The sequence below is a fragment of the Streptomyces sp. NPDC047022 genome (assembly GCF_040644155.1).
Taxonomy (GTDB): Bacteria; Actinomycetota; Actinomycetes; order Streptomycetales; family Streptomycetaceae; genus Streptomyces.
On sequence record NZ_JBEYVV010000005.1, the window covers coordinates 59,770 to 83,635 of the forward strand.

At 72.3% G+C, this 23,866-nt stretch carries 22 protein-coding genes; 13 read left to right on the top strand and 9 right to left on the bottom strand.

The features are described from left to right. Positions 1-46 precede the first annotated feature (46 nt). Positions 47-1,138, top strand: a complete 1,092-nt coding sequence (locus ABZ845_RS08330) for an O-antigen ligase family protein (RefSeq protein ID WP_360974642.1) — start codon at positions 47-49, stop codon at positions 1,136-1,138. Between the two features lie 41 nt (positions 1,139-1,179). Here ABZ845_RS08330 and ABZ845_RS08335 read toward each other — a convergent pair whose 3' ends face one another. Both ABZ845_RS08335 and ABZ845_RS08340 read right to left on the bottom strand, forming a co-directional pair. Next, the gene (locus ABZ845_RS08335; protein ID WP_360974645.1) at positions 1,180-1,713 is read right to left on the bottom strand and encodes a hypothetical protein; all 534 of its coding nucleotides are present in this window, start codon (positions 1,711-1,713) and stop codon (positions 1,180-1,182) included. A gap of 94 nt (positions 1,714-1,807) precedes the next feature. Further along, positions 1,808-2,578 (bottom strand): aspartate/glutamate racemase family protein, encoded by a 771-nt coding sequence (locus ABZ845_RS08340; RefSeq protein WP_360975180.1) that lies wholly within the window; start codon positions 2,576-2,578, stop codon positions 1,808-1,810. A gap of 53 nt (positions 2,579-2,631) precedes the next feature. On the opposite strand from ABZ845_RS08340, the gene ABZ845_RS08345 reads away from it, so the two are divergent. Beyond that, positions 2,632-3,825: a glycosyltransferase gene (locus ABZ845_RS08345; RefSeq protein ID WP_360974647.1), complete on the top strand. Its 1,194-nt coding sequence runs from the start codon at positions 2,632-2,634 to the stop codon at positions 3,823-3,825. Positions 3,826-3,860: 35 nt separating this feature from the next. On the opposite strand, the gene ABZ845_RS08350 is transcribed toward ABZ845_RS08345, so the two are convergent. Beyond that, positions 3,861-5,198 (bottom strand): TerD family protein, encoded by a 1,338-nt coding sequence (locus ABZ845_RS08350; protein WP_360974650.1) that lies wholly within the window; start codon positions 5,196-5,198, stop codon positions 3,861-3,863. Between the two features lie 291 nt (positions 5,199-5,489). On the opposite strand from ABZ845_RS08350, the gene ABZ845_RS08355 reads away from it, so the two are divergent. From ABZ845_RS08355 to ABZ845_RS08370, 4 genes are all read left to right on the top strand, one after another. Then, positions 5,490-5,933: a DUF6643 family protein gene (locus tag ABZ845_RS08355; protein ID WP_360974653.1), complete on the top strand. Its 444-nt coding sequence runs from the start codon at positions 5,490-5,492 to the stop codon at positions 5,931-5,933. Positions 5,934-5,981: 48 nt separating this feature from the next. Then, the gene (locus ABZ845_RS08360) at positions 5,982-6,818 is read left to right on the top strand and encodes an MOSC N-terminal beta barrel domain-containing protein (RefSeq protein ID WP_360974656.1); all 837 of its coding nucleotides are present in this window, start codon (positions 5,982-5,984) and stop codon (positions 6,816-6,818) included. A 221-nt stretch (positions 6,819-7,039) separates the two neighbouring features. Next, entirely contained in the window at positions 7,040-7,645 is a 606-nt protein-coding gene (locus ABZ845_RS08365) for a hypothetical protein (protein WP_360974659.1), read from the top strand. A 124-nt stretch (positions 7,646-7,769) separates the two neighbouring features. Next, positions 7,770-10,205: a right-handed parallel beta-helix repeat-containing protein gene (locus tag ABZ845_RS08370; protein ID WP_360974662.1), complete on the top strand. Its 2,436-nt coding sequence runs from the start codon at positions 7,770-7,772 to the stop codon at positions 10,203-10,205. Here the strand turns inward: ABZ845_RS08370 and ABZ845_RS08375 are convergent. Continuing rightward, positions 10,175-12,448 carry a hypothetical protein gene (locus ABZ845_RS08375; RefSeq protein ID WP_360975183.1) on the bottom strand — a complete coding sequence of 758 codons (2,274 nt, stop codon included), beginning with the start codon at positions 12,446-12,448 and terminating at the stop codon, positions 10,175-10,177. The genes ABZ845_RS08370 and ABZ845_RS08375 overlap by 31 nt on opposite strands. 430 nt (positions 12,449-12,878) lie before the next feature. Between ABZ845_RS08375 and ABZ845_RS08380 the strand changes: the two genes are divergently transcribed. Further along, positions 12,879-13,781: a DeoR/GlpR family DNA-binding transcription regulator gene (locus tag ABZ845_RS08380; protein ID WP_360974664.1), complete on the top strand. Its 903-nt coding sequence runs from the start codon at positions 12,879-12,881 to the stop codon at positions 13,779-13,781. A gap of 82 nt (positions 13,782-13,863) precedes the next feature. Continuing rightward, positions 13,864-14,337, top strand: coding sequence for an SRPBCC family protein (locus tag ABZ845_RS08385; RefSeq protein WP_360974667.1), 474 nt, complete (start codon positions 13,864-13,866; stop codon positions 14,335-14,337). 39 nt (positions 14,338-14,376) lie between these two features. On the opposite strand, the gene ABZ845_RS08390 is transcribed toward ABZ845_RS08385, so the two are convergent. After that, positions 14,377-15,501 (bottom strand): PLP-dependent cysteine synthase family protein, encoded by a 1,125-nt coding sequence (locus tag ABZ845_RS08390; RefSeq protein WP_360974670.1) that lies wholly within the window; start codon positions 15,499-15,501, stop codon positions 14,377-14,379. A 388-nt stretch (positions 15,502-15,889) separates the two neighbouring features. Between ABZ845_RS08390 and ABZ845_RS08395 the strand changes: the two genes are divergently transcribed. The 3 genes from ABZ845_RS08395 to ABZ845_RS08405 all read left to right on the top strand — a co-directional run bounded on the left by ABZ845_RS08395 (position 15,890) and on the right by ABZ845_RS08405 (position 17,882). Continuing rightward, the gene (locus ABZ845_RS08395) at positions 15,890-16,213 is read left to right on the top strand and encodes a hypothetical protein (RefSeq protein WP_360974673.1); all 324 of its coding nucleotides are present in this window, start codon (positions 15,890-15,892) and stop codon (positions 16,211-16,213) included. 243 nt (positions 16,214-16,456) lie between these two features. After that, entirely contained in the window at positions 16,457-17,023 is a 567-nt protein-coding gene (locus ABZ845_RS08400) for an ATP-binding protein (RefSeq protein WP_360974676.1), read from the top strand. A gap of 175 nt (positions 17,024-17,198) precedes the next feature. Continuing rightward, positions 17,199-17,882 carry a hypothetical protein gene (locus ABZ845_RS08405; RefSeq protein WP_360974679.1) on the top strand — a complete coding sequence of 228 codons (684 nt, stop codon included), beginning with the start codon at positions 17,199-17,201 and terminating at the stop codon, positions 17,880-17,882. A gap of 33 nt (positions 17,883-17,915) precedes the next feature. Here ABZ845_RS08405 and ABZ845_RS08410 read toward each other — a convergent pair whose 3' ends face one another. Then, on the bottom strand, positions 17,916-19,154 hold the full coding sequence (locus ABZ845_RS08410; RefSeq protein ID WP_360974682.1) for an ROK family protein: 1,239 nt from the start codon (positions 19,152-19,154) through the stop codon (positions 17,916-17,918). Beyond that, positions 19,151-19,840 carry an alpha-ketoglutarate-dependent dioxygenase AlkB gene (locus tag ABZ845_RS08415; protein ID WP_360974685.1) on the bottom strand — a complete coding sequence of 230 codons (690 nt, stop codon included), beginning with the start codon at positions 19,838-19,840 and terminating at the stop codon, positions 19,151-19,153. The genes ABZ845_RS08410 and ABZ845_RS08415 overlap by 4 nt, the downstream gene beginning before the upstream one ends. Before the next feature lie 85 nt (positions 19,841-19,925). On the opposite strand from ABZ845_RS08415, the gene ABZ845_RS08420 reads away from it, so the two are divergent. Beyond that, a complete protein-coding gene (locus ABZ845_RS08420) occupies positions 19,926-21,068 on the top strand; it encodes a methyltransferase (protein ID WP_360974688.1) in 1,143 nt (380 codons plus the stop codon). On the opposite strand, the gene ABZ845_RS08425 is transcribed toward ABZ845_RS08420, so the two are convergent. Both ABZ845_RS08425 and ABZ845_RS08430 read right to left on the bottom strand, forming a co-directional pair. Then, on the bottom strand, positions 21,058-21,948 hold the full coding sequence (locus ABZ845_RS08425; protein WP_360974691.1) for a class II fructose-bisphosphate aldolase: 891 nt from the start codon (positions 21,946-21,948) through the stop codon (positions 21,058-21,060). The genes ABZ845_RS08420 and ABZ845_RS08425 overlap by 11 nt on opposite strands. Before the next feature lie 12 nt (positions 21,949-21,960). Then, positions 21,961-22,872: an SIS domain-containing protein gene (locus ABZ845_RS08430; protein ID WP_360974694.1), complete on the bottom strand. Its 912-nt coding sequence runs from the start codon at positions 22,870-22,872 to the stop codon at positions 21,961-21,963. Between the two features lie 147 nt (positions 22,873-23,019). Between ABZ845_RS08430 and ABZ845_RS08435 the strand changes: the two genes are divergently transcribed. Then, positions 23,020-23,799 carry a DeoR/GlpR family DNA-binding transcription regulator gene (locus ABZ845_RS08435; protein WP_360974697.1) on the top strand — a complete coding sequence of 260 codons (780 nt, stop codon included), beginning with the start codon at positions 23,020-23,022 and terminating at the stop codon, positions 23,797-23,799. Positions 23,800-23,866 lie beyond the last annotated feature (67 nt).

The window sequence follows — 23,866 nt, forward strand, 5'->3', positions numbered from 1 at the left end:
GGCTCGGACACGGTCGGCGGTCGGGACCGGCCAGGGGGGCGGCAGGGTGGGATCCACAGGAACGGCGTCCGCGGCGCAGACCGCGGACGCGGAGGGCGAGAGACGCGGCGCATCGGACACGACGGGTGTCCTCCTGCTCGGCGCCTGCGCGGGCTGGTCCCTGATCACGGCCGCCGCGCACGGAGGCCGGCCCGAGGGCGTTCTGCTCTCGGTGCTCGCCGTCGCCGCCGGTTACGCCTCCGGACGCATCCTCGGTGCGCTCCTGCCGGTCGCCGCGCCCGTGGCGGGGGCACTGGCCGGGGTCGGGCTCGCCATCGCCGCCCCGTATCACGCGACGAGGCCGCAGTTCGGTACGCCCTTGGGGAACATGGGCGCGGTCGCCGCGCTGCTGACGCTCGCCACAGGGGCGGCGTGCTGCGCCGCGTGGGCGGCACGCCGCCCGGCACAGCGGTTCGCGATGTCCCTCGGGGCCGCGGGAATCACGGTGACCGCCGCGGTGCTCGGCTCCACGACGGGTCTGGTGGCCTGCGTCGGCGTCCTGTTGTGCTCGCTCGCCGCGGACCGGATGCGGCACCGCGCTCCGGCACTGGCCGCCTTCGCACTGGTGTCGGCCCTGGTGACGGCGGCGGCCTGGGCGGTGGCGGAGCAGGTCGGACCCCATGGCCTCGACACCTTCCTCGAGGACCGGCTCAGCGGCCACCGCGTGCTGCTGTGGCGCGACGCGCTCACCCTGGCCCACCGCAATCCGGCTTCCGGAGGCGGCCCCGGACGCTTCGCCGAGCTGAGCACCGAGGCACATCAGTCCGCCGTACCCGACGGCAGGCCCCACTCGGCCCTGCTCCAGCAGGCAGCGGAACAGGGGCTGCCCGGAGCGGCCCTTCTCGCCGCCGTCTACTGCTGGGCCCTGTTCGCGCTGTGGCGCACCCGGCGCCCCACCCCGATCGCCCTCACGGCCGGCGCCGCGCTCACGGCCCTGGCGGTGATCGCTTCGGTGGGCGACGCGCTCAGCTTCACGACGGTGACGGCGGGGGCGGGCGTGCTCGCCGGCATCGCGACGGCCCGCCCGCTGGCGGACGAGCGGGAAGCCGGGCGGGAGGAGGGACAGGAGGGGTGGTACGGGCGGCCGGTCGAGCCTTGAAGAGGCCGCCGCATGGCACCGGGGCTCCGTGACGCGCGCGGTCAGTGCGTGGCGCCGGGGAGTCCTGGGCGCAGTCGGGCCCGGATCACGCGTACCGCTGTCTCGGCATTGTCCACCGTGATCGTGAACGTGTGGCCGTCCCAGAGGCGCAGGACGACTCCCTCACCCCGGCGCACGATGACGGCGGTGCCCTTCTCGGGCCGCCAGCGGTAGCCCCAGCCTCCCCACTGCCGTGGCGTGACCCGGGGGACGAATTCGGCGCCCGCGACCAGCGCCAGCGGGATACGCCGGCGTGGCAGTCCGATATGGCCGCACCTCACCTCGAGGGAGTCCTTGTCGACCTTCACGGCGACGTGCACGAAGGCGAGGGTGCCGAAGAGGACCAGCACCCCGGCCGCGATGCAGCCGACGACGGACATCACCAAGGGAACGATGCCGGACGTCCACGCGGACTCGACGGCCAGTTCGATACCGAGCGCCATGCAGGCGGCGCCGCCCAGCGCCAGCAGCCATTGCGCACGGTTGGTCGCGCGTCCCGTCCAGATGTCGGGGTCGCCCTGGGGGTGCTCCCTCATGCCACGAGCGTACCGAGATTCCGGAACGGGGGCACGGGGTCGCGGAGAGTCACTGGTCCCGGCGGCGGTTCAGGCGCGCTGAGGGCGCGCTCGCTCAGCGGGCCGGGCTGACCTCTTGCAGGAGCCTGCCCTCGGCATAGGTCAGAGCCTCGGCCGGGAGGACGCCCTCGCGACCGCTCAGCAGCACCGTCAGGGAGTTCGAGGCGGGGGCCCCCGGGTCCGCGCTCTCCCCGATGCGGCGCAGCGCCTGGGCGGCCACCGCGCCGGCCGTACCGTGCAGGATGAGCGGGGGGAGGCCGGGCTTCTGGAGGGCCTCGCGGATGCGGTCGGCCACCAGTTCGTAGTTGGTGCAGCCGAGCACGACGGTCGTGATGTCTTCGGGAGTGAGCGAGGCGGCGGCTGCGATGGCGGCTTCGACCCCCGGGGCGTCCGCGTGGTGCACGGCGTCCGCGAGTCCGGGGCACGGCACCTCGGCGACGGAGACCCCGTCAGCGAAGTCCCGGATGAGACCGCGCTGGTAGGGGCTTCCCGTGGTGGCGGGCGTGGCCCAGATCGCGACGGGTCCGCCGCCCGCCGCGGCCGGCTTGATCGCAGGAACCGTTCCGATGATCGGCAGATCGGGTTCGAAGCGGGCGCGCATCGCGGGCAGGGAGTGCACGGACGCGGTGTTGCAGGCGACGATCAGCACATCGGGGTCGTGCGCGGCGGCGGCCCCGGCGACCGCGAGGGCGCGCTCGGTGATGTCCTCGGGGGTACGCGGCCCCCAGGGCATTCCGTCGGGGTCCCAGGAGAGCACGAGATCCGCGTCGGGCCGCAGGCGGCGTATCGCGGCAGCGGCGGGAAGCAGGCCGAGTCCGGAGTCCATGAGCGCGATCTTCACCAGGCCACGATAGACGATGCGCCACAATCCGCCCCTCCGTGGGGCAGACTGCGCGCGTGAGCGCCATTGTGTGGAGTGCCTCGGGGTCCCTTGTCGCCTGGCTGTGGCTGCTGCTGTGCCAGGGCTTCTACTGGCGCACGGATGTCCGGCTGCCACCTCGCCAGGACCCGGACGACTGGCCCTCGGTGTGCGTCGTCGTGCCGGCGCGGGACGAGGCCGCGGTGCTGCCGCACAGCCTTCCCTCCCTGCTCGCACAGGACTATCCGGGGCTCGCCGAGGTCTTCCTGATCGACGACGGCAGCACGGACGGCACAGGGGAGCTGGCCCGAGAGCTGGCGGACCTGCACGGAGGGCTGCCGCTCACCGTCGCCTCCCCCGGCCCGCCGCCTGCGGGCTGGACCGGGAAGCTGTGGGCGGTACGTCATGGAATCGCCCTCGCACGCGCGCGTGAACCCGAATATCTGCTGCTGACGGACGCCGACATCGCCCATGCTCCCGACAGCCTGCGCGAGTTGGTGGCGGCGTCCCGCACCGGTGGCTTCGACCTCGTCTCGCAGATGGCCCGGCTGCGGGTGGACAGCGTCTGGGAGCGGCTGGTCGTACCGGCGTTCGTGTACTTCTTCGCCCAGCTGTATCCCTTCCGCCGTATCGCGATGTGGCGGACCAGGACGGCCGCCGCGGCGGGCGGCTGTGTGCTGCTGCGCACCGAGGCCGCCGAGCGGGCGGGGATCCCCGACGCCATCCGGCAGGCGGTCATCGACGATGTGGCGCTCGCCCGGGCGGTGAAGGACAGCGGCGGTCACATCTGGCTCGGGCTCGCGGACGGCGTGGACAGCGTGCGCCCCTGTCCGCGGCTTCACGACCTGTGGCAGATGGTCGCGCGCAGCGCGTACGCCCAGCTGAGGTACAGCCCGCTGCTGCTCGTCGGCACGGTGCTCGGCCTCGCCCTCGTCTATCTGATGCCGTCCGTCGCACTGGTCACGGGCATCGCCTCGGGGAACCTTGCCGCGCTCGTGACCGGCGGTCTGGCGAAGCTGGTGATGACGGCGACGTACATCCCGATGCTGCGCTACTACCGCCAGCCGCCGTGGCTCGCACTGTTGCTCCCCGTCACGGCGTTCCTGTACCTCCTCATGACGGTCGACTCGGCGGTGCGGCACCACCGCGGGCGCGGGGCGGCCTGGAAGGGCCGCACCTACGCCCGCCCGGACGCGGCGCTCGAGGAGAGCTGACCCTGACGTCCCCCAGAGCCGGGCGGCGGGGCCGGTCACTTCCTGCCGGGACTCCAGTTCATGCCCCACCCGTAGGCGCGGTCGATCGTGCGCTGCGGGCTGACGCCGCGGTCCGGGACCAGGTAGCGGGCCTCTCGCTGGACGATCAGGTCACCGCCGTTGTTGGTGATCAGGGCGAGCGCGCACACGGTCGAGGGAACCGTGCACTCGTCGAGGAAGAACTCGACCGGCGCGCCGTGCTGCGGCTGGAGGCTGACCGTCGCGTGCAGGTCGGCGAAGGAGCGGGCGCCCTCGTAGATGGTCACGAAGATGAGGATCCGCCGGAAGCTCTGCTTGCGGTCGAGGTTGATGGTGAGGTTCTCGCCGCTCTCCACGGAGCCCGTGCGGTCGTCGCCGTCGAGGTGGATGTACGGCGGCTGGTGCAGCGCCCCGAAGGCGTTGCCGAGGGCCTGGACGACCCCCTTGCTGCCATCGGACAGCTCGTAGAGGGCGCACAGGTCCAGGTCCAGGTCGGCATGCTGGGCCACGGCCCGGCCCAGCTTGCTGCCCCAGCCCGAGAACTGCTTGCGCATCTGCCAGTTGAGGTTGACGCGCATGGCGCCGGAGCTGCCGCCCTGCTTGGCCAGCGAGACCGAGGGGGACTGCTTGGTGAGCGTGACCTTGGTGAGCCTGACCGGAGCCGTGGACGGTGAGGGCGGCGTGCCGTAGGACGGAGCGGGGGCCGAGGGCGGGGGCGGGGGCGCGGTGACGGGCCGCGGCTCAGGTCCGGGTGCCTGTACCGGTGCCGGTGCCGGCGGAGCGCTCGGCCAGTCCACACGTGTGACGGGCGCGGGCGGCGGCGCGGCGTGCTGGGGCTCGTCGACGGTGATCCCGTAGTCCGTGGCCAGGCCCTCGAGTCCGCTGCTGTATCCCTGGCCCACGGCGCGGAACTTCCAGGCACCCTGACGGCGGTAGAACTCCCCGAGAACGAACGCGGTCTCGACGGTGGCGGTGGGGTCGAAGCGTGCGATCTCCGTGCCCTGCAGCGCGTCGGTCACACGAATGTGCAGGCCGGGCACCTGTCCGAACGTTCCTCCGTCGGCGGATGCCGCGAGCACCACGGTCTCGACGACGGGTTCCAGACCCGCGAGGTCGACCAGGAGCGTGTCCGTCACCTGGCCGCCGACGTCCCGCTTTCCCTCGTGACGCACCGCGCCGGAGGAGTGCGCGGGCTGGTTGTAGAAGACGAAGTCGGCGTCGGTACGGACCTTCCGGGACACCAGCAGCAGCGCCGAGGCGTCGGCGTCGGGGACGCCGGGTCCGGAACGCCAGCCGAGTTCGACGCGCAGCGCCGTCGTCGGCACCTGCAGATTCGAACCCTTCGTCATTGACATGTCCGCCCCCATCGAGTGTCGCCGCCCCGGCCCGAGGTACGGCTCGTGTGTTCCATGCGTCCCGGTCAACCTATTCCGAAAGGCCCCGGCCTCCCATGACCCGCTCCGGAACTCCCCTGGCCAACCGCCGGTAACCGCCTGGGAACTCGGGCTTTACAGAATCCCAACGCCGTTTGCTGCCCTTTTTTGCCAACTTCGCTCGCATTGGGGATCCCACGTCACCCCGGGCACGGAAAACAACCCTCTTATCGGTCTCCCCAACCAGCACATCGTTGGCTTAACTTATGTGCCATGACCTCCCCCCGCTCCACCTATGGCGGCGGCTACTACTCCGCGTCGCCCTTCCCGGACACCCCGATCTACGACTCGCTCGTCGCCGAGCGGGGTACCCCTCAGATCGCCCCGATCCGGGTCCCCTCGGCGTACGACATGCCGGGCAGCAACCTGCCCGCGCTGCCGTCCGCGCTGCCCGCGCTCCCGGCCGCGCCCTCCCCGCAGATGCCTGCCTACGGCTACCCGCAGGCTCAGCAGCCCGCGCCGCTGTACCAGGCCCCCACCGCGTACATCCCCCAGCAGGCGGGTCCGCGCGGCTACCCGGGTCCCCAGCAGATGCAGCAGCCCCGCCCCATGCCCCAGTCCACGGGCTACGAGGCGATGCGCCCGGCGGCACCGCGTCCGGCCCCTGCGCCGTACCAGGACCCGTACAACAACGGGCAGCAGTACCGCGGGTACTGATCCGCATCACGGGATGAGGCCGTCGGTGCCCGGTGGCACGATGGCCTCATGCCGACACCAGCGCTGCACTCGATTCACGTCCACCCGGTCAAGGCGCTGCGGGCTCTGACTCCGCAGGAGGCCGCGGTGGAGCCATGGGGGCTGGCCGGGGACCGGCGCTGGGCGCTGATCGACCGGGCGGGCAGGATCGTCACCCAACGCGAGCAGCCGCGCCTGGCCTTGGCCGCCGCCGGGCTTCTGCCCGGCGGCGGAATCCGTGTGTCGGCGCCCGGCCGGGAGCCGCTGGTCATCGATGTACCCGAGCCGGCGGCCATGACGACCGCGAAGTGGTCGGGGACGAAGATCGAGACGGTCGCCGCGGCACCGGGTGCGAGCGACTGGTTCAGCGCGTACCTCGGCCAGGGCGTGACCCTCGTCCACCTCGACGATCCCGCCGTCCGCCGCCCCATCGACGATCCGCCGTACGCACGCCCGGGCGAGATGGTCAGTCTGGCCGACGGCTACCCGCTGCTGCTCACCACACTCTCCTCGCTCGACGCCCTCAATGCCTTGATCGAGCAGGGCGATCTCCCCGGCGAGGGGCCGCTGCCCATGAACCGGTTCCGTCCGAACGTCGTCCTCGCGGGCACCGCCCCCTGGGCGGAGGACAACTGGCGCCGCATCGCCATCGGGGAGGTCACCTTCAGGGTCGCCAAGATGTGCGCGCGCTGCGTCGTGACCACCACCGACCAAGGCAGCGCCGAGCGCGGCAAGGAGCCGCTGCGCACGCTCGCCCGCCATCGCCGCTTCGGCGACGGACTCATCTTCGGCCAGAACCTCGTGCCGGAGACCACGGGCACCCTCCGCGTCGGAGATCCGTTCACGGTTCTCGAGCGGACCGAGTAGCGCGGATCCGGAGCTGCCGAGGCGAACGGCTCCGGAAAATGTTCCCGGATTCCCGCTTCGGAGGGGAACCAGGCGGATACACACGGTCGTTGAGGCGGTGTAGGGAGTTCATGAGAGGCACATGAGACGGGAGACGCGTCGTGCCGCTCCCGCCTGCCGGGACTCGGTGGCGCGGGGCGGGGCGCTGGGGTAAGACGGGCGGGGAAGGGGGGTGCAGGACCGTGCGGGCAATCACGGGTCTGTGGCGCTGGCGGAGCAATCCTCTGCGCCGTGGCACCGATCTGGCCGAGGCATGGGTGGCGCTCGTCGCCCTGCTGCTGGTTCTCGTCGCCGCGCCCGCCGCCGGGGCGGTGATCGGGACGGTCGCACAGCAATCCCTGCAGAAGTCCGTGCGGGCCCAGCGGCACACCCGGCATCTGGTGGCGGCCACCGTCGTCACGACGCTCCAGAGCATCGTGTCGGAGCCGGATCCGGAGTCCCCGACGTCGGGCAGCGCGGGATCCCGCGTGATCGCCGACTGGACCGCGCCGGACGGCACCGCGCTGCGCGGCACGGTCCTCACACGGCTCAAATCGCCGCATCCCGGCGACCACTTCCCTCTGTGGACGGACGATCACGGCCGAATAGCGGCCCGTCCGCTGGACCGTGCCACCGCCACGGCACACGCCGTGCTGGCGGGCGCGGGCGCGGCCCTGCTGACCGCGGGGCTCATAGAAAGCGGCCGCCGCCTGGTCGTCTGGCGGATGGTCCGCCGCCGCTACGCACGCTGGGACCAGGCATGGGACAAGGCGGGCCCGGACTGGGGCCGCACCGGAACGGGGAGTTGACCGCCTTCCGGCTCCCGTCAACCGAGGGCCTCCGCGCACGCTACGGTGGACCGGCCGGACCGTTCGGCCGTTCGGCATCTTCGCGAGAACCCGCGTGAGTACGAGGTGGGGGCACAACAGCGCCATGGCACAGGGCACCGTCCAGGTGACACACACCGGCACATCGCGGTGGCGGCGCCGCACAGGTGAGTACGCGTCACTCGCCGCCGCGCTGGAGGCCGCAGGCGACGGAGACGTCCTCACCGTCGCCCCGGGCACCTACCGGGAGAACCTCGTCATCGAGCGGGCGGTGACGCTGCGCGGACCCGAGGGTTCTCCCGGCTCCGTGCGCCTCGCCCCGGCGGACGGGGTTCCGCTGACGGTACGGGCCTCCGCCGTGGTGCAGGACCTGCACATCGAGGGCCAGGACGCGGCGGCGCCTGCGCTGCTCGTCGAGGAGGGCACGCCCGAGCTGGCGGACCTGCGGATCATGACCCGGTCCGCGGTCGGCATCGAGGTCCGTGGCGGCGCCCGGCCCACGGTGCGGCGCTGCACCGTCGACAATCCGGCGGGCGTCGGCATCGCCGTCGTGGACGGCGGTGGCGGGGTGTTCGAGGAGTGCGAGGTCATGGCCGCCGCCCAGTCGGGCGTCGCGGTCCGCGGCGGCGGGCGTCCGCGGCTGGAGCGCTGCCGGGTGCACCACGCCTCGGGCGCGGGCCTGTCTGCCACCGGTGAGAACACTTCGCTGGAGGCCGTGGGGTGCGAGGTGTACGAGATCCGCGGCTCAGGTGTGCAGGTCACCGCGCTCGCCACGGCACAGCTGACGGACTGCGCCGTGCACCGCACGACCGCTGACGGCGTCACGCTCGACACGGACGCGGTCCTCACGCTCGCCGACTGCCGTATCCATGACATCCCGGAGAACGCGATCGACCTGCGTTCCCGCTCGGTGCTCACACTGACCCGCACGACGGTGCGTCAGTTCGGCCGCAACGGCCTGTCGGTGTGGGACCCGGGCACCCGCGTGGACGCCAACCAGTGCGAGATCTTCGACAGCACCGGGGACTATCCGGCGGTGTGGGTCAGCGACGGCGCCACCGCGGTGCTGGACTCGTGCCGGGTGCACGATGTGCCGGACGCCCTGTTCGTCCTCGACCGCGGCTCGCGCGTGGACGTGGTGGACAGCGATCTCACGCAGGTGCGCAACACGGCGGTGTCGGTGAGCGACGGCGCCACCGCCCAGCTCGACGACTGCCGGATCCGGGAGGCGGCCACGGGCGCCTGGTTCCGGGACCACGGCAGCGGCGGGACCCTGTCCGGCTGCACCATCGACGGCACCCAGACCGGCGTGATCGTCACCAAGGGCGCCGACCCCACCATCGAGCGGTGCACGGTGACGTCACCCGCGGAGGCCGGTTTCTATGTGTCGGCGGGCGGCCGGGGCAGCTTCCTGAACTGCCGGGTCACGGGCAGCGACGGCTACGGCTTCCATGTGATCGACGGCTGCCGCGCCACGCTGCGGAAGTGCCGTACGGAGCGGTGCGCGCGCGGGGGCTACGAGTTCACGGACGGCGGCCCGGGTTCCTCCGGCGGCGCGGCCGTCGTCGAGGACTGCACGAGCGACGAGAGCGAGGTGCGGTCCGCGGCGTCGCAGGAGGCCGCCGTGCAGACCGCGGGCCGGCCCGCCGGACTGCTGGGTGTCATCCCGGGTCAGCGCACGACCGAGCAGGAACAGATCGTCGCGGCCGTCCCGGAGGCGGACAAGCCCTCGCGCAGCTCGCGGGTCGTGCTCGGGGAACTCGACGCGCTGGTAGGCCTGGAGAGCGTCAAGCGCGAGGTGCGGGCGCTCACCGACATGATCGAGGTGGGCCGCCGGAGGCAACAGGCGGGCCTCAAGGCCGCATCGGCGCGGCGGCATCTGGTGTTCACGGGCTCCCCCGGCACGGGCAAGACCACGGTCGCCCGGCTGTACGGCGAGATCCTGGCCACGCTCGGTGTCCTGGACAAGGGGCACCTCGTGGAGGTGTCCCGGGTCGACCTGGTCGGCGAGCACATCGGGTCCACCGCGATCCGCACCCAGGAGGCCTTCGACCGGGCGCGCGGCGGAGTGCTGTTCATCGACGAGGCGTATTCGCTGTCGCCGGAGGACTCCGGGCGCGACTTCGGGCGTGAGGCGATCGACACCCTCGTGAAGCTGATGGAGGACCACCGGGACGAGGTGGTGGTGATCGTCGCGGGGTACACGACGGAGATGGAGCGCTTCCTCTCCGTCAACCCAGGCGTGGCGTCCCGTTTCTCACGCACCATCACCTTCGGCGACTACAGCCCCGGGGAACTGCTGCGGATCGTGGGACAGCAGGCCGAGGAGCACGAGTACCGGCTGGCTCCGGGCACCGCGGAGGCGCTGCTGAAGTACTTCACGGAGATCCCGAAGGGCCCGGCGTTCGGCAACGGCCGCACGGCGCGCCAGACCTTCGAGGCGATGCTGGAGCGGCACGCGGGCCGGGTCGCCCAGATGGAGGAACCGAGCACGGACGACCTGACGCTGCTCTATCCGGAGGACCTGCCGGAGCTGCCCTGATCCACTCCCCCGGGCTCCGTTCCCGGGGCCGGAGGGGTGTCCGCGGACCGCGGACCCGGCAGCCCCGGCCGCAGGCGCGCGAGCAGCAGCTCGCGCTCCTCACCGAACGCCGGGTCCGCCTGGTAGTCGCCGTGGCCGAGGATCGGCGCGGGAAGCGGGTGTTCCCCTGTGCGGCCGTAGACGAGGGGGTCCTTCAGCGGTGCGCGGTCCACCTGCGGTCCGCACTCGCCGGGCAGGCCTACGGGGCCGCCGATCGGGTCGGTCAGGCGGTGGAGGTTGCGCCAGCAGGCGACCTCGCGGTGCAGCGCGCTGAGCGCCGCCGGGCCGAAGTACGCGGGGAACCAGCGCCCGTACAGGCGCTCCAGGGGCGATCCGTAGGTCAGGAGGGCCACCCGTCTGCGGGTGGCGGGTTCGAGCTGCCAGGCGGCTGCCGCCGCCAGCACGCTGCCCTGGGAGTGGCCGGAGAGCACGAGCCGTCCGCCGGTTGCGTCCGTCCAGGTGGCCATGCGCCACGTCAGGTCGGGCACGGCACGCTCGGCGTAGCAGGGCGGAGCGAAGGGGTGGGCGGCGCGCGGCCAGAAGGTGCCCACGTCCCACAGGATGCCGATGGTGCGGCGTGCGGAGGCGTCCTTGTAGGCGCGGCGCCCCCAGGTGACGAAGAGGAGGAGGCCGAGGCCGATCAGCCAGGAGCCGAGCGCCTGCGCGACACTCGCGGCGCCGTGCACCAGGGACGGCATGGTGTCCGCGGCCCCCTCGGGCGTGTCACCCGTGGCGAACGCGCCCACCAGCGTGGCAGCGCCCAGGAGCAGGGTCGTGGCGTAGGTGACGGCGACGACCAGAGGGGCCCGGTCGGTGAGGGCGGCCATCGCACGCGCGCCCGCGATGCGCAGGGTCCTGGCCGGCTCCTTGTGCTCGCCCGGATAGCCGAGTTCGACGGCGGTCTGCTCGGCGCGGCGCAGCAGCACCGTGCGGCGGGCCAGCAGGGCTCCGACGAACAGCAGGACGAGCAGCAGCGGCGGGATCGCCGATGCCTGCCAGGTCAGCAGCACGGGCGGACCTGCCATGGTCCGCCGGGTTCCGTCCAGCCAGTCGGCGACCCGCTGGGCGACGCCCGAGGACATCACCCCGCCGAGCGCGCAGGCGAGCAGGGCGACCGCGGGTCCGGCCAGCCCGCGCATCGCGGTGCGGGTGTCGGGACGCGTCCGGTGCAGGACATGGGCCGCGGCGGCCAGGGCCAGGACCAGGAGCGTCTGTGCCAGGGTGAGTACGCCGAACGCGACGTCCGTCGGCAAGCGGCCCGCCGACCGCCAGCCGGGGCGCGACCAGCCCGCGTACACGATGGTCAGGAGAAGCAGGACGAACGCGCCCGCGGGCAGCCGGCGTACCACCTCGGAGTCGGGGTCCCGGTCGAGCCGGTCCTCGGTGCGGCCCCGGCGGCACACGACCCCCACCACGACCGCCGTACCGGCCAGCAGGACCGCGCTCACGAGCCAGCCGACGACCTCGAGTTCGACGCAGCCGTGCAGGCGGTCGTAGCGGGCGGCGGCGGTGCCCACCGCGGCGGCGACGGTGAGGAATCCGGCGGCGGTGTGCGCCGCGCGCAGCCGGGCCACCAGCCTGCGGCCGTACCAGAACCCGGGCCGCCCCAGGGCGGTGCCGAGCGGTTCCTCCCCGGATGCGGTTCCGGCCGGGCGTGCCATCGGCTCCTGGGACTCGTAGGCGCTCCAGGTGCGATGCGACAGGTACCACAGCAGGCCGGTGAGCGCGGTGGGCACCAGCGACGCCAGGCCCAGTCGGCGCCCCGGCAGGCTCCACCAGCCGTGGCCGGAGGCGGACGGTGAAAGGAAGCCCAGCCATGAGTGGCGGCCCGCGCACGCGGGGGCGCCCGCGCACTGCCAGGCGGTGAGGTCCAGGGAGACCTCGCAGGCGGCGGCCACCAGCAGCACCGTCAGCGTGAGCCCGACGAGCCTGACGATCAGTCCGTACAGGCGGACGGTGTGCTGCCGGCCGCTGGTCGTGGGTCGCATCCAGTGGGCGAGGTTGGCCACCATGAAGGGCAGCAGGAGCAGCCACAGGGCGCGGGCCGCGTTGCCGGAGGTGAGGTTGCACCAGACGTAGGCCTCGGGCACCGGGCGCCCCTCACGGGTGCCGGGACGCCGTTCCGCGCCGGCGTCGGCGGCGCGGCGGTAGACGGCGGCGGTCTCGTCGCCGCTGACCCGTACCGTCCGCGGGTCTCCCAGCATCTCCTCGGGCGTGGCGCCGCCCACCCCGTGGACCAGGAGTTCCAGGGCAGGCCCCGCCGCCGCGGTACGCCGTCCGGCGTCGCCGCGCTCCCCCTCGTCTTCCGCCTCGTATTCCGCCTCGTGTTCCCGTGCACGCTCCACTGCCTCTGCACTTCCCCCGGCGTCCCGTAGCGTGTGCCATGCGCAGCCAGAGGATCTCCGCGGGGACGGCGGCGCACACCCGTCCGCACGGAATCTCCCCGATACGGGTGACGGCGCGGGACATCGGGTGCTGATTCCCGAGGCACCGGTGAGGTCCGGGATGGCACCACTCACAGCGTCCCGTGCGAGGATGGGGCGACCCCGGCACCGGCGGCGGGAGAACGACCACGTCGGAGCCGGTGCGGTTGCCGTTTTTATGACTCGTCGGGCGAAAAGGAGCGGAGCTGACGTGAGCGAGAATCAGAACCTCCTCGCGGAGCAGCGCCGTGCCCTGATCGTGGACGAGGTGCGCCGGCGCGGCGGCGTGCGTGTGAACGAGCTGACGCGCAAGCTCGGTGTCTCCGACATGACGGTACGCCGGGACCTCGACGCGCTGGCCCGTCAGGGTGTCCTGGAGAAGGTGCACGGCGGTGCGGTGCCGTTGGCGGAGGCGAGCACCCATGAGCCGGGGTTCGAGGCCAAGTCGGGCTTGGAGCTGTCGGCCAAGGAGGACATCGCGCGGGCCGCGGCGGAGCTGGTCGCGCCGGGCTCGGCGATCGCCCTGTCCGGCGGGACGACGACGTACGCGCTCGCCCAGCATCTGCTCGATGTTCCGGATCTGACGGTCGTCACCAACTCGGTGCGTGTGGCCGATGTGTTCCACTCGGCGCAGCGCACCTCGGGGCAGCGGCAGGGCGGCGCCACGGTGGTCCTGACCGGTGGTGTCCGGACTCCCTCGGACTCCCTCGTGGGGCCCGTGGCCGACCAGGCGATCGCCTCGCTGCACTTCGACGTGCTGTTCCTCGGTGTGCACGGGATATCGCTGGAGGCGGGCCTGTCGACGCCGAACCTGGCCGAGGCGGAGACCAACCGGCGGCTCGTCCAGTCGGCCCGGCGTGTGGTGGTGGTCGCGGACCACACCAAGTGGGGGACGGTGGGCCTGAGTTCGTTCGCCGCGCTGGAGCAGGTGGACACGCTGGTGACGGACGCGGGACTGCCCTCCGGGGCGCGGGCGGAGATCTCGGAACATCTGAGGCGGCTGATCGTGGCCGGGGAAGCCGAAGACGGCGACCGAGCCTCGAACGGCGGCAGAGGCGAAGACGGCGACGGAGGCGAGAACGGCTACCCGACCGAAGGTGGTACAGACATCTGACGGGCCGCCAGCTAGTGTGGCGCCGATGTGATACCGATGCTTGTACTCGGGAACTCCGCTTCCCGCGAGGGGGTTTGCGTCCATGGCACGCCTGCTGCGCCCGGTGGGGCTCGACTTCACACGGACAGCGCCCGTGCGGCTGGTCTTCGCCCGGGAGATCACGGCGGCCCCGGAGGCGGTCTACCGCGCCCTCGCCGATGACGTCCCGGGCTGGAGCGAGTGGTTCTCCGCCGTGGCCTCCGCCAGGCCCCTGGACGGGGGCGACCGGCGCGAGGTGCGCCTCGTGGGCGGAACCCGTTTCCGGGAGACGATCGTGGCGGCAGAACCGAACGAGGTGTACGCGTACCGGGTCGACGAGACCAACGTGCCGGGAATGCGCGCGCTCCTGGAGGAGTGGCGGCTCGTGCCCGCCGGCACAGGCACCCGGGTCCAGTGGACCTTCGCGGCCGACGGGCCGCTGGCCTTCCGTTCGGTGCTGAAGGGCGCGCGAGGCGGCCTGGGGCGCTCCTTCCGGGGCGCGGTGACGGCGCTGGACGCGAGGCTCGCGGCGCGGTGACGTCGCCGGACGTAGAGGGGCACGAGGCCCCGGCCGGGTTCAGTCCGGCCACACCCCGGTCGACAGCAGCGTGGTGATGGCCTCCGCGTAGGGGGCGATCTCCAGCCCCTGCCCGGCGAGCCACTCGTCCGAGTAGTACTTGTCCAGGTAGCGGTCGCCGGGGTCGCACAGCAGGGTGACCACGCTGCCCGTGCGCCTCTCGGCCACCATCTCCGCGATGATCTTCAGCGCGCTCCACAGCCCCGTGCCGGTCGAGCCGCCCGCCTTGCGGCCTATGGCACCCTCCAGGGCCCGTACGGCGGCGACGCTGGCCGCGTCAGGGACCTTCATCATCCGGTCGATGGCGCCGGGCACGAAGCTGGGCTCCATCCGCGGCCGGCCGATGCCCTCGATGCGTGAGCCGTGGTCACAGGTGACGTCCGCATCGCCGGTCGTCCACCCTTCGAAGAAGCACGAGTTCTCCGGGTCGGCGACGCACACGCGCGTGTCGTAGCCCATGTAGTGCACATACCGCGCGATGGTCGCCGAGGTGCCGCCGGTGCCGGCCGTGGCGACGATCCACGCCGGCTCCGGGAACCGCTCCAACTCCAGCTGGCGGAAGATGGATTCGGCGATGTTGTTGTTCCCGCGCCAGTCCGTGGCCCGCTCCGCGTAGGTGAACTGGTCCATGTAATGGCCCCCGGTCTCCGCCGCGAGCGCGGCCGAGGCCTCGTACATCTTCCGTGAATCGTCCACGAAGTGGCACCGGCCGCCGTGGAACTCGATCAGGCGGCACTTCTCGGCGCTCGTCGTACGTGGCATGACCGCGATGAAGGGCACACCGATCAGCTTGGCGAAGTAGGCCTCGGAGACCGCTGTCGAACCGCTGGACGCCTCGATCACCGGGCGCCCCGGCCGGATCCAGCCATTGCACAGGCCGTAGAGAAAGAGGGACCGGGCGAGGCGGTGCTTGAGGCTGCCGGTCGGATGGGTCGACTCGTCCTTGAGATACAGGTCGATGCCCCAGGACTCGGGCAGCGGGAAGCGCAGCAGATGCGTGTCGGCCGATCGGTTGGCGTCCGCCTGCACCTTGCGGACGGCTTCTTTGAGCCAGGTGCGGTACTCGGCGTCGCTGCGGTCGACGTCGTACGTTCCGCCGGGGCGGTTGATCTGCGGGGTGCTCACCGCGGGACTCCTTACCGAGGTGTGCCGACGGCTCGTTCACACGGTCGGACGCCTCGATCATAGACAGCTTTTGCACGCTTCTCACCTGCATAAACGTCTCTTTGAGCGGCTCAAAGGAGCCGCTGGGGCGAACGGCGCGAAACGGTGGGGCACATCTGCGCCAGTGCGCCGGATACGGAGTGCCGCCTCGCCAGGCACACTGGTGCGAGGCGCCGGGTGCGTGCAGACTGCACGGCGGGACGCCGTTCGGTGTGCACGTGCACCGCGCGGGCGGCGGAACCCCCGCGGCAGCACCCTGGACCACGACCGAACGCGATCAGGCCACGCCGGATCATGGCCCATGAGGGATCCGGACCGGGACCGACGAAGCACAAGGGGGCGGTACATCATGGCGGAGCCGGACTTCACGGCCACGGGTGTGCGGATCGGAAAACGGCTGCGGTCGCTCACCCGGGCGGGACAGGTCCGGATCAGCGACGGAAGGCTACGGCTGCTCACCAGCTACGGCAGTGAGATCGACAGCGCGCCGGTGCAGGCGGTGCGGGCGTCGAAGCCCTGGTTCGCGCCGCAGGACCGGGCGTTGGCAGATCTCAACGGAACCCGCTACTCACTGACCCTGGCCGACCACGACCCCGCACCGGGACGACCCGGCACCTCGTCGGCCCGCAGGTTCGTCGAGGCGGTCCATCGGGCGGCCCGGCACGGAGGCTGAGCGCGGTGCGAGTTGCAGGACCTCGCCCCTTGCGTCACGCTGGTCTCACATCACTCTGGGTTTACCGGCGATAACGCTGAAGAACCAGCTCGCCGGTTCAGGAAGCGGGCGGCCCCGTACGAAGCCGCTCCGCACCGGGCGGCCGGGGTACTCAGCCGCACAGCAGGCGGCGGGTACGACCAGGCCCTCCTGCTGGATCCGATCTTCGTCTTCTTCCGGACCTCAATTCGGGGAGTCGCAGCCGTGATCACCCAGCCAAGCAGGCAGTGCACGGTGGAGCTCCAAGCCCTGCCGTCGCGGATCGGGCAAGTCCGCAGAATCGTATCGGCGCAGTTGCGCTACTGGCATCTGGATCCTTTGATAGACCGGGCCGCGCTCGGTGTGACGGAGTTGTTGACCAACGTCCACCTGCACGCCCAGCCGGACAAGACCTGCACGGTCGAGCTCGAGTTGCTCCTCGACCGGCTCACCGTCTCTGTGCACGACCACGACCCTCGTCTGCCGGTGATGTGCGACGCGGATGTCCACGACACGGGCGGACGCGGTCTCGCCATGGTCGCGGCGGTCTCAGACAGCTGGGGAGCGCGCCCGGACGGCGACTCGGGCAAGGTCGTCTGGTTCACGCTTCCCGCTCCGTCCTCGACGCATGCCCGGCGGGTACGGAGTCTGACGCCCTACGAGACCTCGCTCGACGCGCCGACACCGGTCGGCACGCTCGCGGTGGACGACCCGATCACGGCTGACGACCGGGTCACGGAGGAAGACCGCAGGAAGGAGCACACTCCCGCCCGGTCGGCCGTCGCCGGCTGACCGGGGGGGGACCCCGCCTGGCTCCTGCCCTGCCCCGCGACCACTCCTGGACCGGTTCGCCCCCGGTCCCCGCTCCATGTTCCTTGCGCCCCCGGGCTATGGTGCTCTCCGACCGAAACAATGATCGTTCTTTTTTTGGGGGGGGCCGATCCGCGTGGGCGCAATAGTGTTCAACGTGACGACTGCGGCGTTGCTGGTGCTGATGTTCAAGGTTGGGCTGGCTCTCGTCGGGGAGGACACGGTGCGCCGTCGTCCCCTCCCCTGGGTGGCCGTGGCCCTCACGGCTGTCGCGGTCGGCGGGGTGGTGCTCCAGCTCAGCTGGTCCGGTGCGATGGACGCGCTGGACAGCGACCCGCGCAAGAGCGGGTGGTGGCGGGTGGTGACCTCCGTCTTCATGCAGAACGGGGGTGTGTTCGGCGCTGTCTGGAACCTCGTCACCCTCGCGGTGATCGCCGCGCTGGCGCAGTGGTTCTGGCGCGGCCCGCTCATGCCGGCCCTGTTCGCTGCGGGCATCCTGCTCCCCGAGCGCATCGACGCGCTGTTCGGCGACACGGCCCGCAGTACCGACCCGCGCAACTTCGCGGGCAGCTCCGGCGCGACGTACTTCCTCGCCGCCACCCTCGCGGGGGCCCTGCTGCTGTCCGGCACAACGTCCAAGGAACGGTTGCTGGCGCTGAGCGTGCCCGCGGCCGGGCTGGCGATGTGGCTGGCCCAGGAGAACGGCCACGGACTCGTGGCCGTGTACGGCTTCGTCCTCGGCGCGGCGGTCCTGCCCCTCGCCCGGCGCCTGCCACGCGGGGCCGCGCCGGTCGCGTCCACTGCCGTGGAGGCGGACGCGAGCGTCCCGGGCTCCGCCTGAGGACGCCGGGCTCGTGCCCGCCCGCCTCGCAGATCAGGCGAGGGCAGCCAACGGGTCGTCCAGCACCGGCTGCCAGGCCAGCTCCGCCGCGCCCACGAGGCTGCTGTGGTCGAGCGTGCAGGCGAGGACGGGGACTTGACCGCTGCGGCCCCACAGGCTGCGGTCGGCGACCACGGCGTGCAGCCGTTCGGGGTCGGCATCGAGCAGGGTGCTGTGCAGTCCGCCGAGGATGATGCGGTCCGGATTGAGGATGTTGACCAGCCCGGCGAGCCCGAGGCCCAGTCGGTCGATCAGCGTCTCCACGGCGGTACGGACGGACGGGTCGGCCGGGTGACGGTCGCGGATGAGGTCGTTCGCCTGGTGGAGCGGCGAGACCTCGGAGCCGACGTCCCGGCCGGCCGCCGCGAGGAACGCCTGCGGGTCCGTCTCCACATCGAGGCAGCCGCGGCCGCCGCAGTGGCAGGGGCGGCCCTCGGGGTTGACCGTGAGGTGGCCCACCTCCAGAGCCAGACCCGAACTGCCCGTGTGCAGCCGCCCGTCGAGCACCAGCGCGCCGCCCACACCCCGGTGTCCGGTGGCCACGCACAGCAGGTCGCGCGCTCCGCGGCCCGCGCCGTGCCGGTGCTCGGCGAGCGCCGCGAGGTTGATGTCGTTGGCGGCGAAGGCCGGTCCGGTTATGCCCGCGGCGCGCACGCACTCCGCGAAGATCCCCCGCACGGGCGCGCCCGCCGGCCACGCGAGATGCAGGGGGTTCAGCGCGAGACCCTCGGGCTCCGCGACCGCGGACGGCACGGCGAGCCCTGCGCCGACACAGCGCCGGCCGGTCTCGCGCAGCAGTTCGGCGCCCGCCTCGACCACCGAGCCGAGCACCTTCGCCGGGTCGGCGTCGATGATCTCGCACCCGGGCGTGGTGGCGACGATGTGTCCTCCGAGCCCGACGAGCGCGGCGCGGAACCCGTCCGCGTGCACCTGGGCGGCGAGCGCGACGGGCCCGTTCCGGGCGATCTCCAGCCGGTGCGAGGGCCGTCCCTGCGCCCCGGCGGCGGCACCCGGGTGAGAGTCGACGCGGATCAGCCCGAGTGCCACCAGCTCGGCGGCGACCGCTCCGGCCGTCGCGCGGGTGACGCCCAGCTCGGCGGTGAGCACGGCCCGCGTCGGCGCACGGCCCGTGTGCACCAGCTCCAGCGCGGGACCGAGCGCCCCGCGCCCCCGGTCCAGCCGCGTCCGTGTGGTCACTTCCCCGGTCGTCCCGGAGCCCGCCTTGCCAGTCATGAGGGCGAGTCTCCCATGATCCGCTCGGGGGCCGGTCCGAGCCCGCTGACCCGCAGGGTGATGTTCAGCCGCCCCGTCAGTCCGAGGCCGGGTGGCGCCGTACCCGGAAGCACCCGCGGCACGCCGTGGTAGGCGAGGCGCGCCGGGCCGCCGAACACGAACAGGTCCCCGCTCCGCAGTTCCACGTCCGTGTAAGGGCGCGCCCGGGACTCGGCGTTGCCGAAGCGGAATACGCAGGTGTCGCCGAGGCTGAGTGACACGACGGGGGCGGCGGATTTCTCGTCGCTGTCGCGGTGCATGCCCATGCGGGCGTCCGCGTCATAGAAGTTGATCAGGGCGATGTCGTACGGCTCGGAGGGCACGCTTTCCGGGCCGAGGGCGACGCCGACCGCCTCACGGCCCAGTCCGGCCAGCCAGTCGGGCAGCGGCTTCACGGGCGCTCGGTCGCCGTCGACGGCCGTACGGGCGTAGCCATAGGGGTACCAGTGCCAGCCGAGGCAGACCTGCCGGGCGGTCATCGTGCCGCCGCCCGGCGTGTGTACGGTGCGCAGCCCGGCGGGCGGCCGGGCCCACTGCCTGCACGCCCGCAGCAGCCGGAGCCCGCGGCTCTCGTCCAGCCAGTCCGGCACATGGACCGCGCCGGGTGCGACCTGCGCGCGGTCTCGCGGGAACAGCTCGGCGTGCATGGCCCCATCATCACGCATCCCGTCCCCGGCACCGGGCGGGCACCGGGGCCGAGCCGCGGCACGGGACCTATAGCCTGGACCACCTATGAACGACCCTCTGACCACGCCCTGGGGCGAGTACGCGCTGACCCGCTTCCCCGAGGATCCCCGCGACCGGCTGCGCGCCTGGGACGCGTCCGACGCCTATCTGCTGAGGCATCTCGCGGCGAGCGGAACCCCGCTGGACGGTGCGGTGGTGATCGTCGGCGACCGCTGGGGCGCGCTCACCACGGCGCTCGCCGCGCACGGCCCTGCGCAGATCACCGACTCCTTCCTGGCCCGCGAGGCGACCCGCGCGAATCTCGCGCGCGGCGGGGCCGACGCGTCCGCGGTGCGGCTGCTCACCACCCAGGACCCGCCGCCCGGCCGAATCGACGTGCTGCTGATCCGGGTGCCCAAGAGCCTCGCGCTGCTGGAGGACCAGCTGCACCGGCTGGCGCCCGCCGTCCACGAGGGCACGGTGGTGGTCGGCGCGGGCATGGTCAAGGAGATCCACACCTCGACGCTGAAGCTGTTCGAGCGCGTCCTCGGGCCGACGCGCACCTCGCTCGCCGAGCAGAAGGCCCGGCTGATCTTCTGCACTCCCGACCCGGGACTGGACCGGGGCGCCGACCCGTGGCCGTACCGCTACCGCCTTCCCGACGGCATCGGACCGCTGTCCGGCCGCACGGTCACCAACCACGCGGGGGTGTTCTGCGCCGACCGGCTCGACATCGGGACCCGCCTGTTCCTGAGGCATCTTCCGGAAACCCAGGGCCCCGAGCGGGTGGTGGACCTGGGCTGCGGCAATGGGGTCGTCGGTCTGGCCGCGGGACTTGCCAACCCCGAGGCCGAGCTGCTGTTCGTCGACGAGTCGTACCAGGCGGTGGCCTCGGCTGAGGCCACGTATCGCGAGAACGCCTCCGGGACCGCCGAATTCCGTGTGGGTGACGGTCTGTCAGGGGTGCCGGAGGCGAGCGCCGACCTGGTCCTGAACAATCCGCCGTTCCACTCCCACCAGGCGACGACGGACGCCACGGCCCGGCGGATGTTCACCGGGGCGCGGCGGGCCCTTCGGCCGGGCGGCGAGCTGTGGGTGATCGGCAACCGTCATCTCGGCTACCACGTGACGCTGCGCCGCCTTTTCGGCAACTGCGAACTGGTCGCGAGTGACGCGAAGTTCGTGATCCTCAAGGCCGTCAGGAAGTAGTCTCCCCGGCGACGGCCCCGGGGCGCGGTGCGCCCCTCAGCACGGTGACGAGGTGGGCGACCGCCGCGGCCATGGCCTTGCGTCCCACTCCCAGATAGGTGCGTGAATCGACCGCCTCGGGGTGCGCCGCGAGGAACTCCCGGATCGCTCCGGTCATGGCGACATTCAGCGCGGTGCCGATGTTGACCTTCGCCATGCCGCCAAAGACGGCCGCCCTCAGTTCGTCGTCCGGCAGTCCGGAGGAACCGTGCAGTACGAGGGGCACGTCCAGTGTGGCGCTCAGCCGTTTGAGGAGGGCGTGGTCGAGCGCGGCGGTGCGGGTGGCCATCGCGTGGGTGCTGCCGACGGCGACGGCCAGTGCGTCGACGCCCGAGTCGGCCACGAAGGCGGCTGCCTCCAGCGGGTCGGTGCGGGCGCCCGGCGTGTGCGGATCGGGTGGCGGTTCGCCGTCCTTCCCGCCTACTTGCCCCAACTCCGCCTCGATCCAAAGCCCTTGGGCATGAGCCCAATCGGCGGCGGCTCGGGTGGCGGCGAGGTTGTTCTCGTACGGCAGCCGGGACGCGTCGTACATCACGGAGCTGAACCCGGCGCCGGGTGCCTGCCTCAGCAGGTCGTCGCTCTGGACGTGATCGAGGTGGAGGGCGACGGGCACCGCCGCGCGAGCGGCGGCCTCGGCGGCGGCGCGAGCGAGCGGGAGCAGCCGGCCATAGCGGAACTTGACGGCGTTCTCACTGACTTGGAGCACGACGGGAGCGCGGGCGGACTCGGCGCCCGCGATCACGGCCTCGACGTGTTCGAGGGTGATGACGTTGAACGCGGCGACGGCGCCCTGGTCCGCCATGGCGGCGGCGACCAGGTCACCGGTGGATGCGAGGGGCACGGCTCCTCCTTCTCAGCGGGCGTCCGGTCCGGTGGCGGGGGCAAGGATCACCGAGCGGGTGAGATGGCGCGGCCGGTCGGGGTCGAGCCCGCGGGCGGCGGCCACGGCGACGGCGAGGCGCTGCACACGCACGAGTTCGGCGAGCGGATCCAGTCCGCCGGCCACCCAGCGCCCGCCGGCCTCGCCGACCTGCCGGGCGAGGCCTTCGGGTGCCTCACCGAGCATCCAGGTCGCGGTGCCGTGCGTGGTGACGCTGATGGGGCCGTGCCGGTACTCCATCGCCGGGTAGGCCTCGGTCCAGGCCAGCGAGGCTTCGCGCATCTTGAGCGCTGCCTCGTTCGCGAGTCCGACGGTCCAGCCCCGTCCCAGGAAGGTGAACTGGCCGCAGTCGACGAGCCCTTCGGGCAGCGGCGATTCCAGGGCCGCACAGGCATCCGCGACGACGGCGTCCGTGTGCAGGCCGAGGTGGGCGCGGAACAGGGTGAGCGCCGAGGTGGCGAACCGGGTCTGGACGACGGAGCGTTCGTCGGCGAAGACGAGCGGGATCACCTCGTCGGCCGCCGCTGTCACGGGCGTGTGCGGATCCCCGGTGATCGCGATGGTCCGGGTGCGTCCCCTGAGCCGGTCGAGCAGCCGCAGCACCTCGGTGGTGGTGCCGGACCGGGTGAGGGCGAGGACCCGGTCGTAGTCACGCCCATGGGGGAACTCCGAGGCGGCGAAGGCGTCGGTCTCGCCCTGTCCTGACCGCTCGCGCAGTTCGGCGGCGGACTGCGCCATGAACCACGAGGTCCCGCACCCGACGACCGCGACCCGCTCCCCCTCCCCGGGCAGCAGGTCCTTGTGGGTGTGCGCGTCCGCGGCGGCGCGGACCCAGCACTCGGGCTGGCTGTTCAGTTCGGCTTCGACATGGGTCCTGTGCGTCATGCCGCACCCCTCCCGCTCATGCTTGTTCTTGCAAGATAGGGACAAGTTTCGAGCATAATCAAGCATTCGGTCAGGATCGACCGGCCGGGGGAACGGCGGCTGAGGAAATCGGCCGAAGAACGACCGCTGAGGAAATGGAGGGCGCGGATGTCACGCGACGCCCGCTGGAAGGCACTGCTGGAACTGCTCGTCGAACGGGGACGGCTGGAGGTCGAGGAGGCGGCGGCCGAGCTGGAGGTGTCCGCCGCTACGATCCGCAGGGACTTCGACCAGCTCGCGGAGCAGCAGATGCTGGTGCGCACCCGGGGCGGCGCGGTGGTGCACGGGGTGTCGTACGAACTGCCGCTGCGGTACAAGACCGCCCGCCACGCCTCCGAGAAGCAGCGTGTCGCGGCGGCGGTGGCCGCCCTGATCGCGCCCGGCGAGGCCGTGGGACTGACCGGAGGCACGACGACGACGGAGGTGGCGCGCGCCCTGGCGGTACGCGGCGACCTGGCGTCGGGCTCGCCCGCGCTGACCGTAGTCACCAACGCCCTGAACATCGCCAACGAGCTGGCCGTCCGCCCCCAGTTCAAGATCGTGGTGACGGGTGGCGTGGCACGACCGCAGTCGTACGAGCTCGTCGGGCCCCTCGCGGACGGTGTGCTCGGGCAGATCACCCTCGACGTGGCGGTGCTGGGAGTGGTGGCGCTCGATGTCGCGCACGGTGCGGCGGCGCACGACGAGGCGGAGGCCGCGATCAACCGCCTGCTGTGCGAGCGCGCCGAACGGGTGATCGTGGCGGCCGACTCGAGCAAGCTGGGCACCCGCGCCTTCGCCCGGATCTGCGGGGTGGAGGCGCTGGACACGCTGGTCACGGACGCGGAGGCGGAGACGGAGACGGTGCGCCGGTTCGAGGAGGCAGGCGTCCGCGTGATCACGGTCTGACCGTGCTGCCGCTTGCACATGCGCCTAAGCTGGGAGCCACCCTTCGTATGCCGGGTGTGGTGTCAGG

Bases quoted from the DNA above. Each gene is read 5' to 3' on its own strand.
- ABZ845_RS08370 (WP_360974662.1), top strand. From the start codon at position 7,770: ATGGCACAGGGCACCGTCCAGGTGACACACACCGGCACATCGCGGTGG.
- ABZ845_RS08375 (WP_360975183.1), bottom strand. From the start codon at position 12,448: ATGCTGGGAGACCCGCGGACGGTACGGGTCAGCGGCGACGAGACCGCC.
- ABZ845_RS08430 (WP_360974694.1), bottom strand. From the start codon at position 22,872: ATGACGCACAGGACCCATGTCGAAGCCGAACTGAACAGCCAGCCCGAG.
- ABZ845_RS08335 (WP_360974645.1), bottom strand. From the start codon at position 1,713: ATGAGGGAGCACCCCCAGGGCGACCCCGACATCTGGACGGGACGCGCG.
- ABZ845_RS08435 (WP_360974697.1), top strand. From the start codon at position 23,020: ATGTCACGCGACGCCCGCTGGAAGGCACTGCTGGAACTGCTCGTCGAA.
- ABZ845_RS08410 (WP_360974682.1), bottom strand. From the start codon at position 19,154: ATGACTGGCAAGGCGGGCTCCGGGACGACCGGGGAAGTGACCACACGG.
- ABZ845_RS08360 (WP_360974656.1), top strand. From the start codon at position 5,982: ATGCCGACACCAGCGCTGCACTCGATTCACGTCCACCCGGTCAAGGCG.
- ABZ845_RS08350 (WP_360974650.1), bottom strand. From the start codon at position 5,198: ATGTCAATGACGAAGGGTTCGAATCTGCAGGTGCCGACGACGGCGCTG.
- ABZ845_RS08355 (WP_360974653.1), top strand. From the start codon at position 5,490: ATGACCTCCCCCCGCTCCACCTATGGCGGCGGCTACTACTCCGCGTCG.
- ABZ845_RS08385 (WP_360974667.1), top strand. From the start codon at position 13,864: ATGGCACGCCTGCTGCGCCCGGTGGGGCTCGACTTCACACGGACAGCG.
- ABZ845_RS08395 (WP_360974673.1), top strand. From the start codon at position 15,890: ATGGCGGAGCCGGACTTCACGGCCACGGGTGTGCGGATCGGAAAACGG.
- ABZ845_RS08340 (WP_360975180.1), bottom strand. From the start codon at position 2,578: ATGGACTCCGGACTCGGCCTGCTTCCCGCCGCTGCCGCGATACGCCGC.
- ABZ845_RS08420 (WP_360974688.1), top strand. From the start codon at position 19,926: ATGAACGACCCTCTGACCACGCCCTGGGGCGAGTACGCGCTGACCCGC.
- ABZ845_RS08415 (WP_360974685.1), bottom strand. From the start codon at position 19,840: ATGCACGCCGAGCTGTTCCCGCGAGACCGCGCGCAGGTCGCACCCGGC.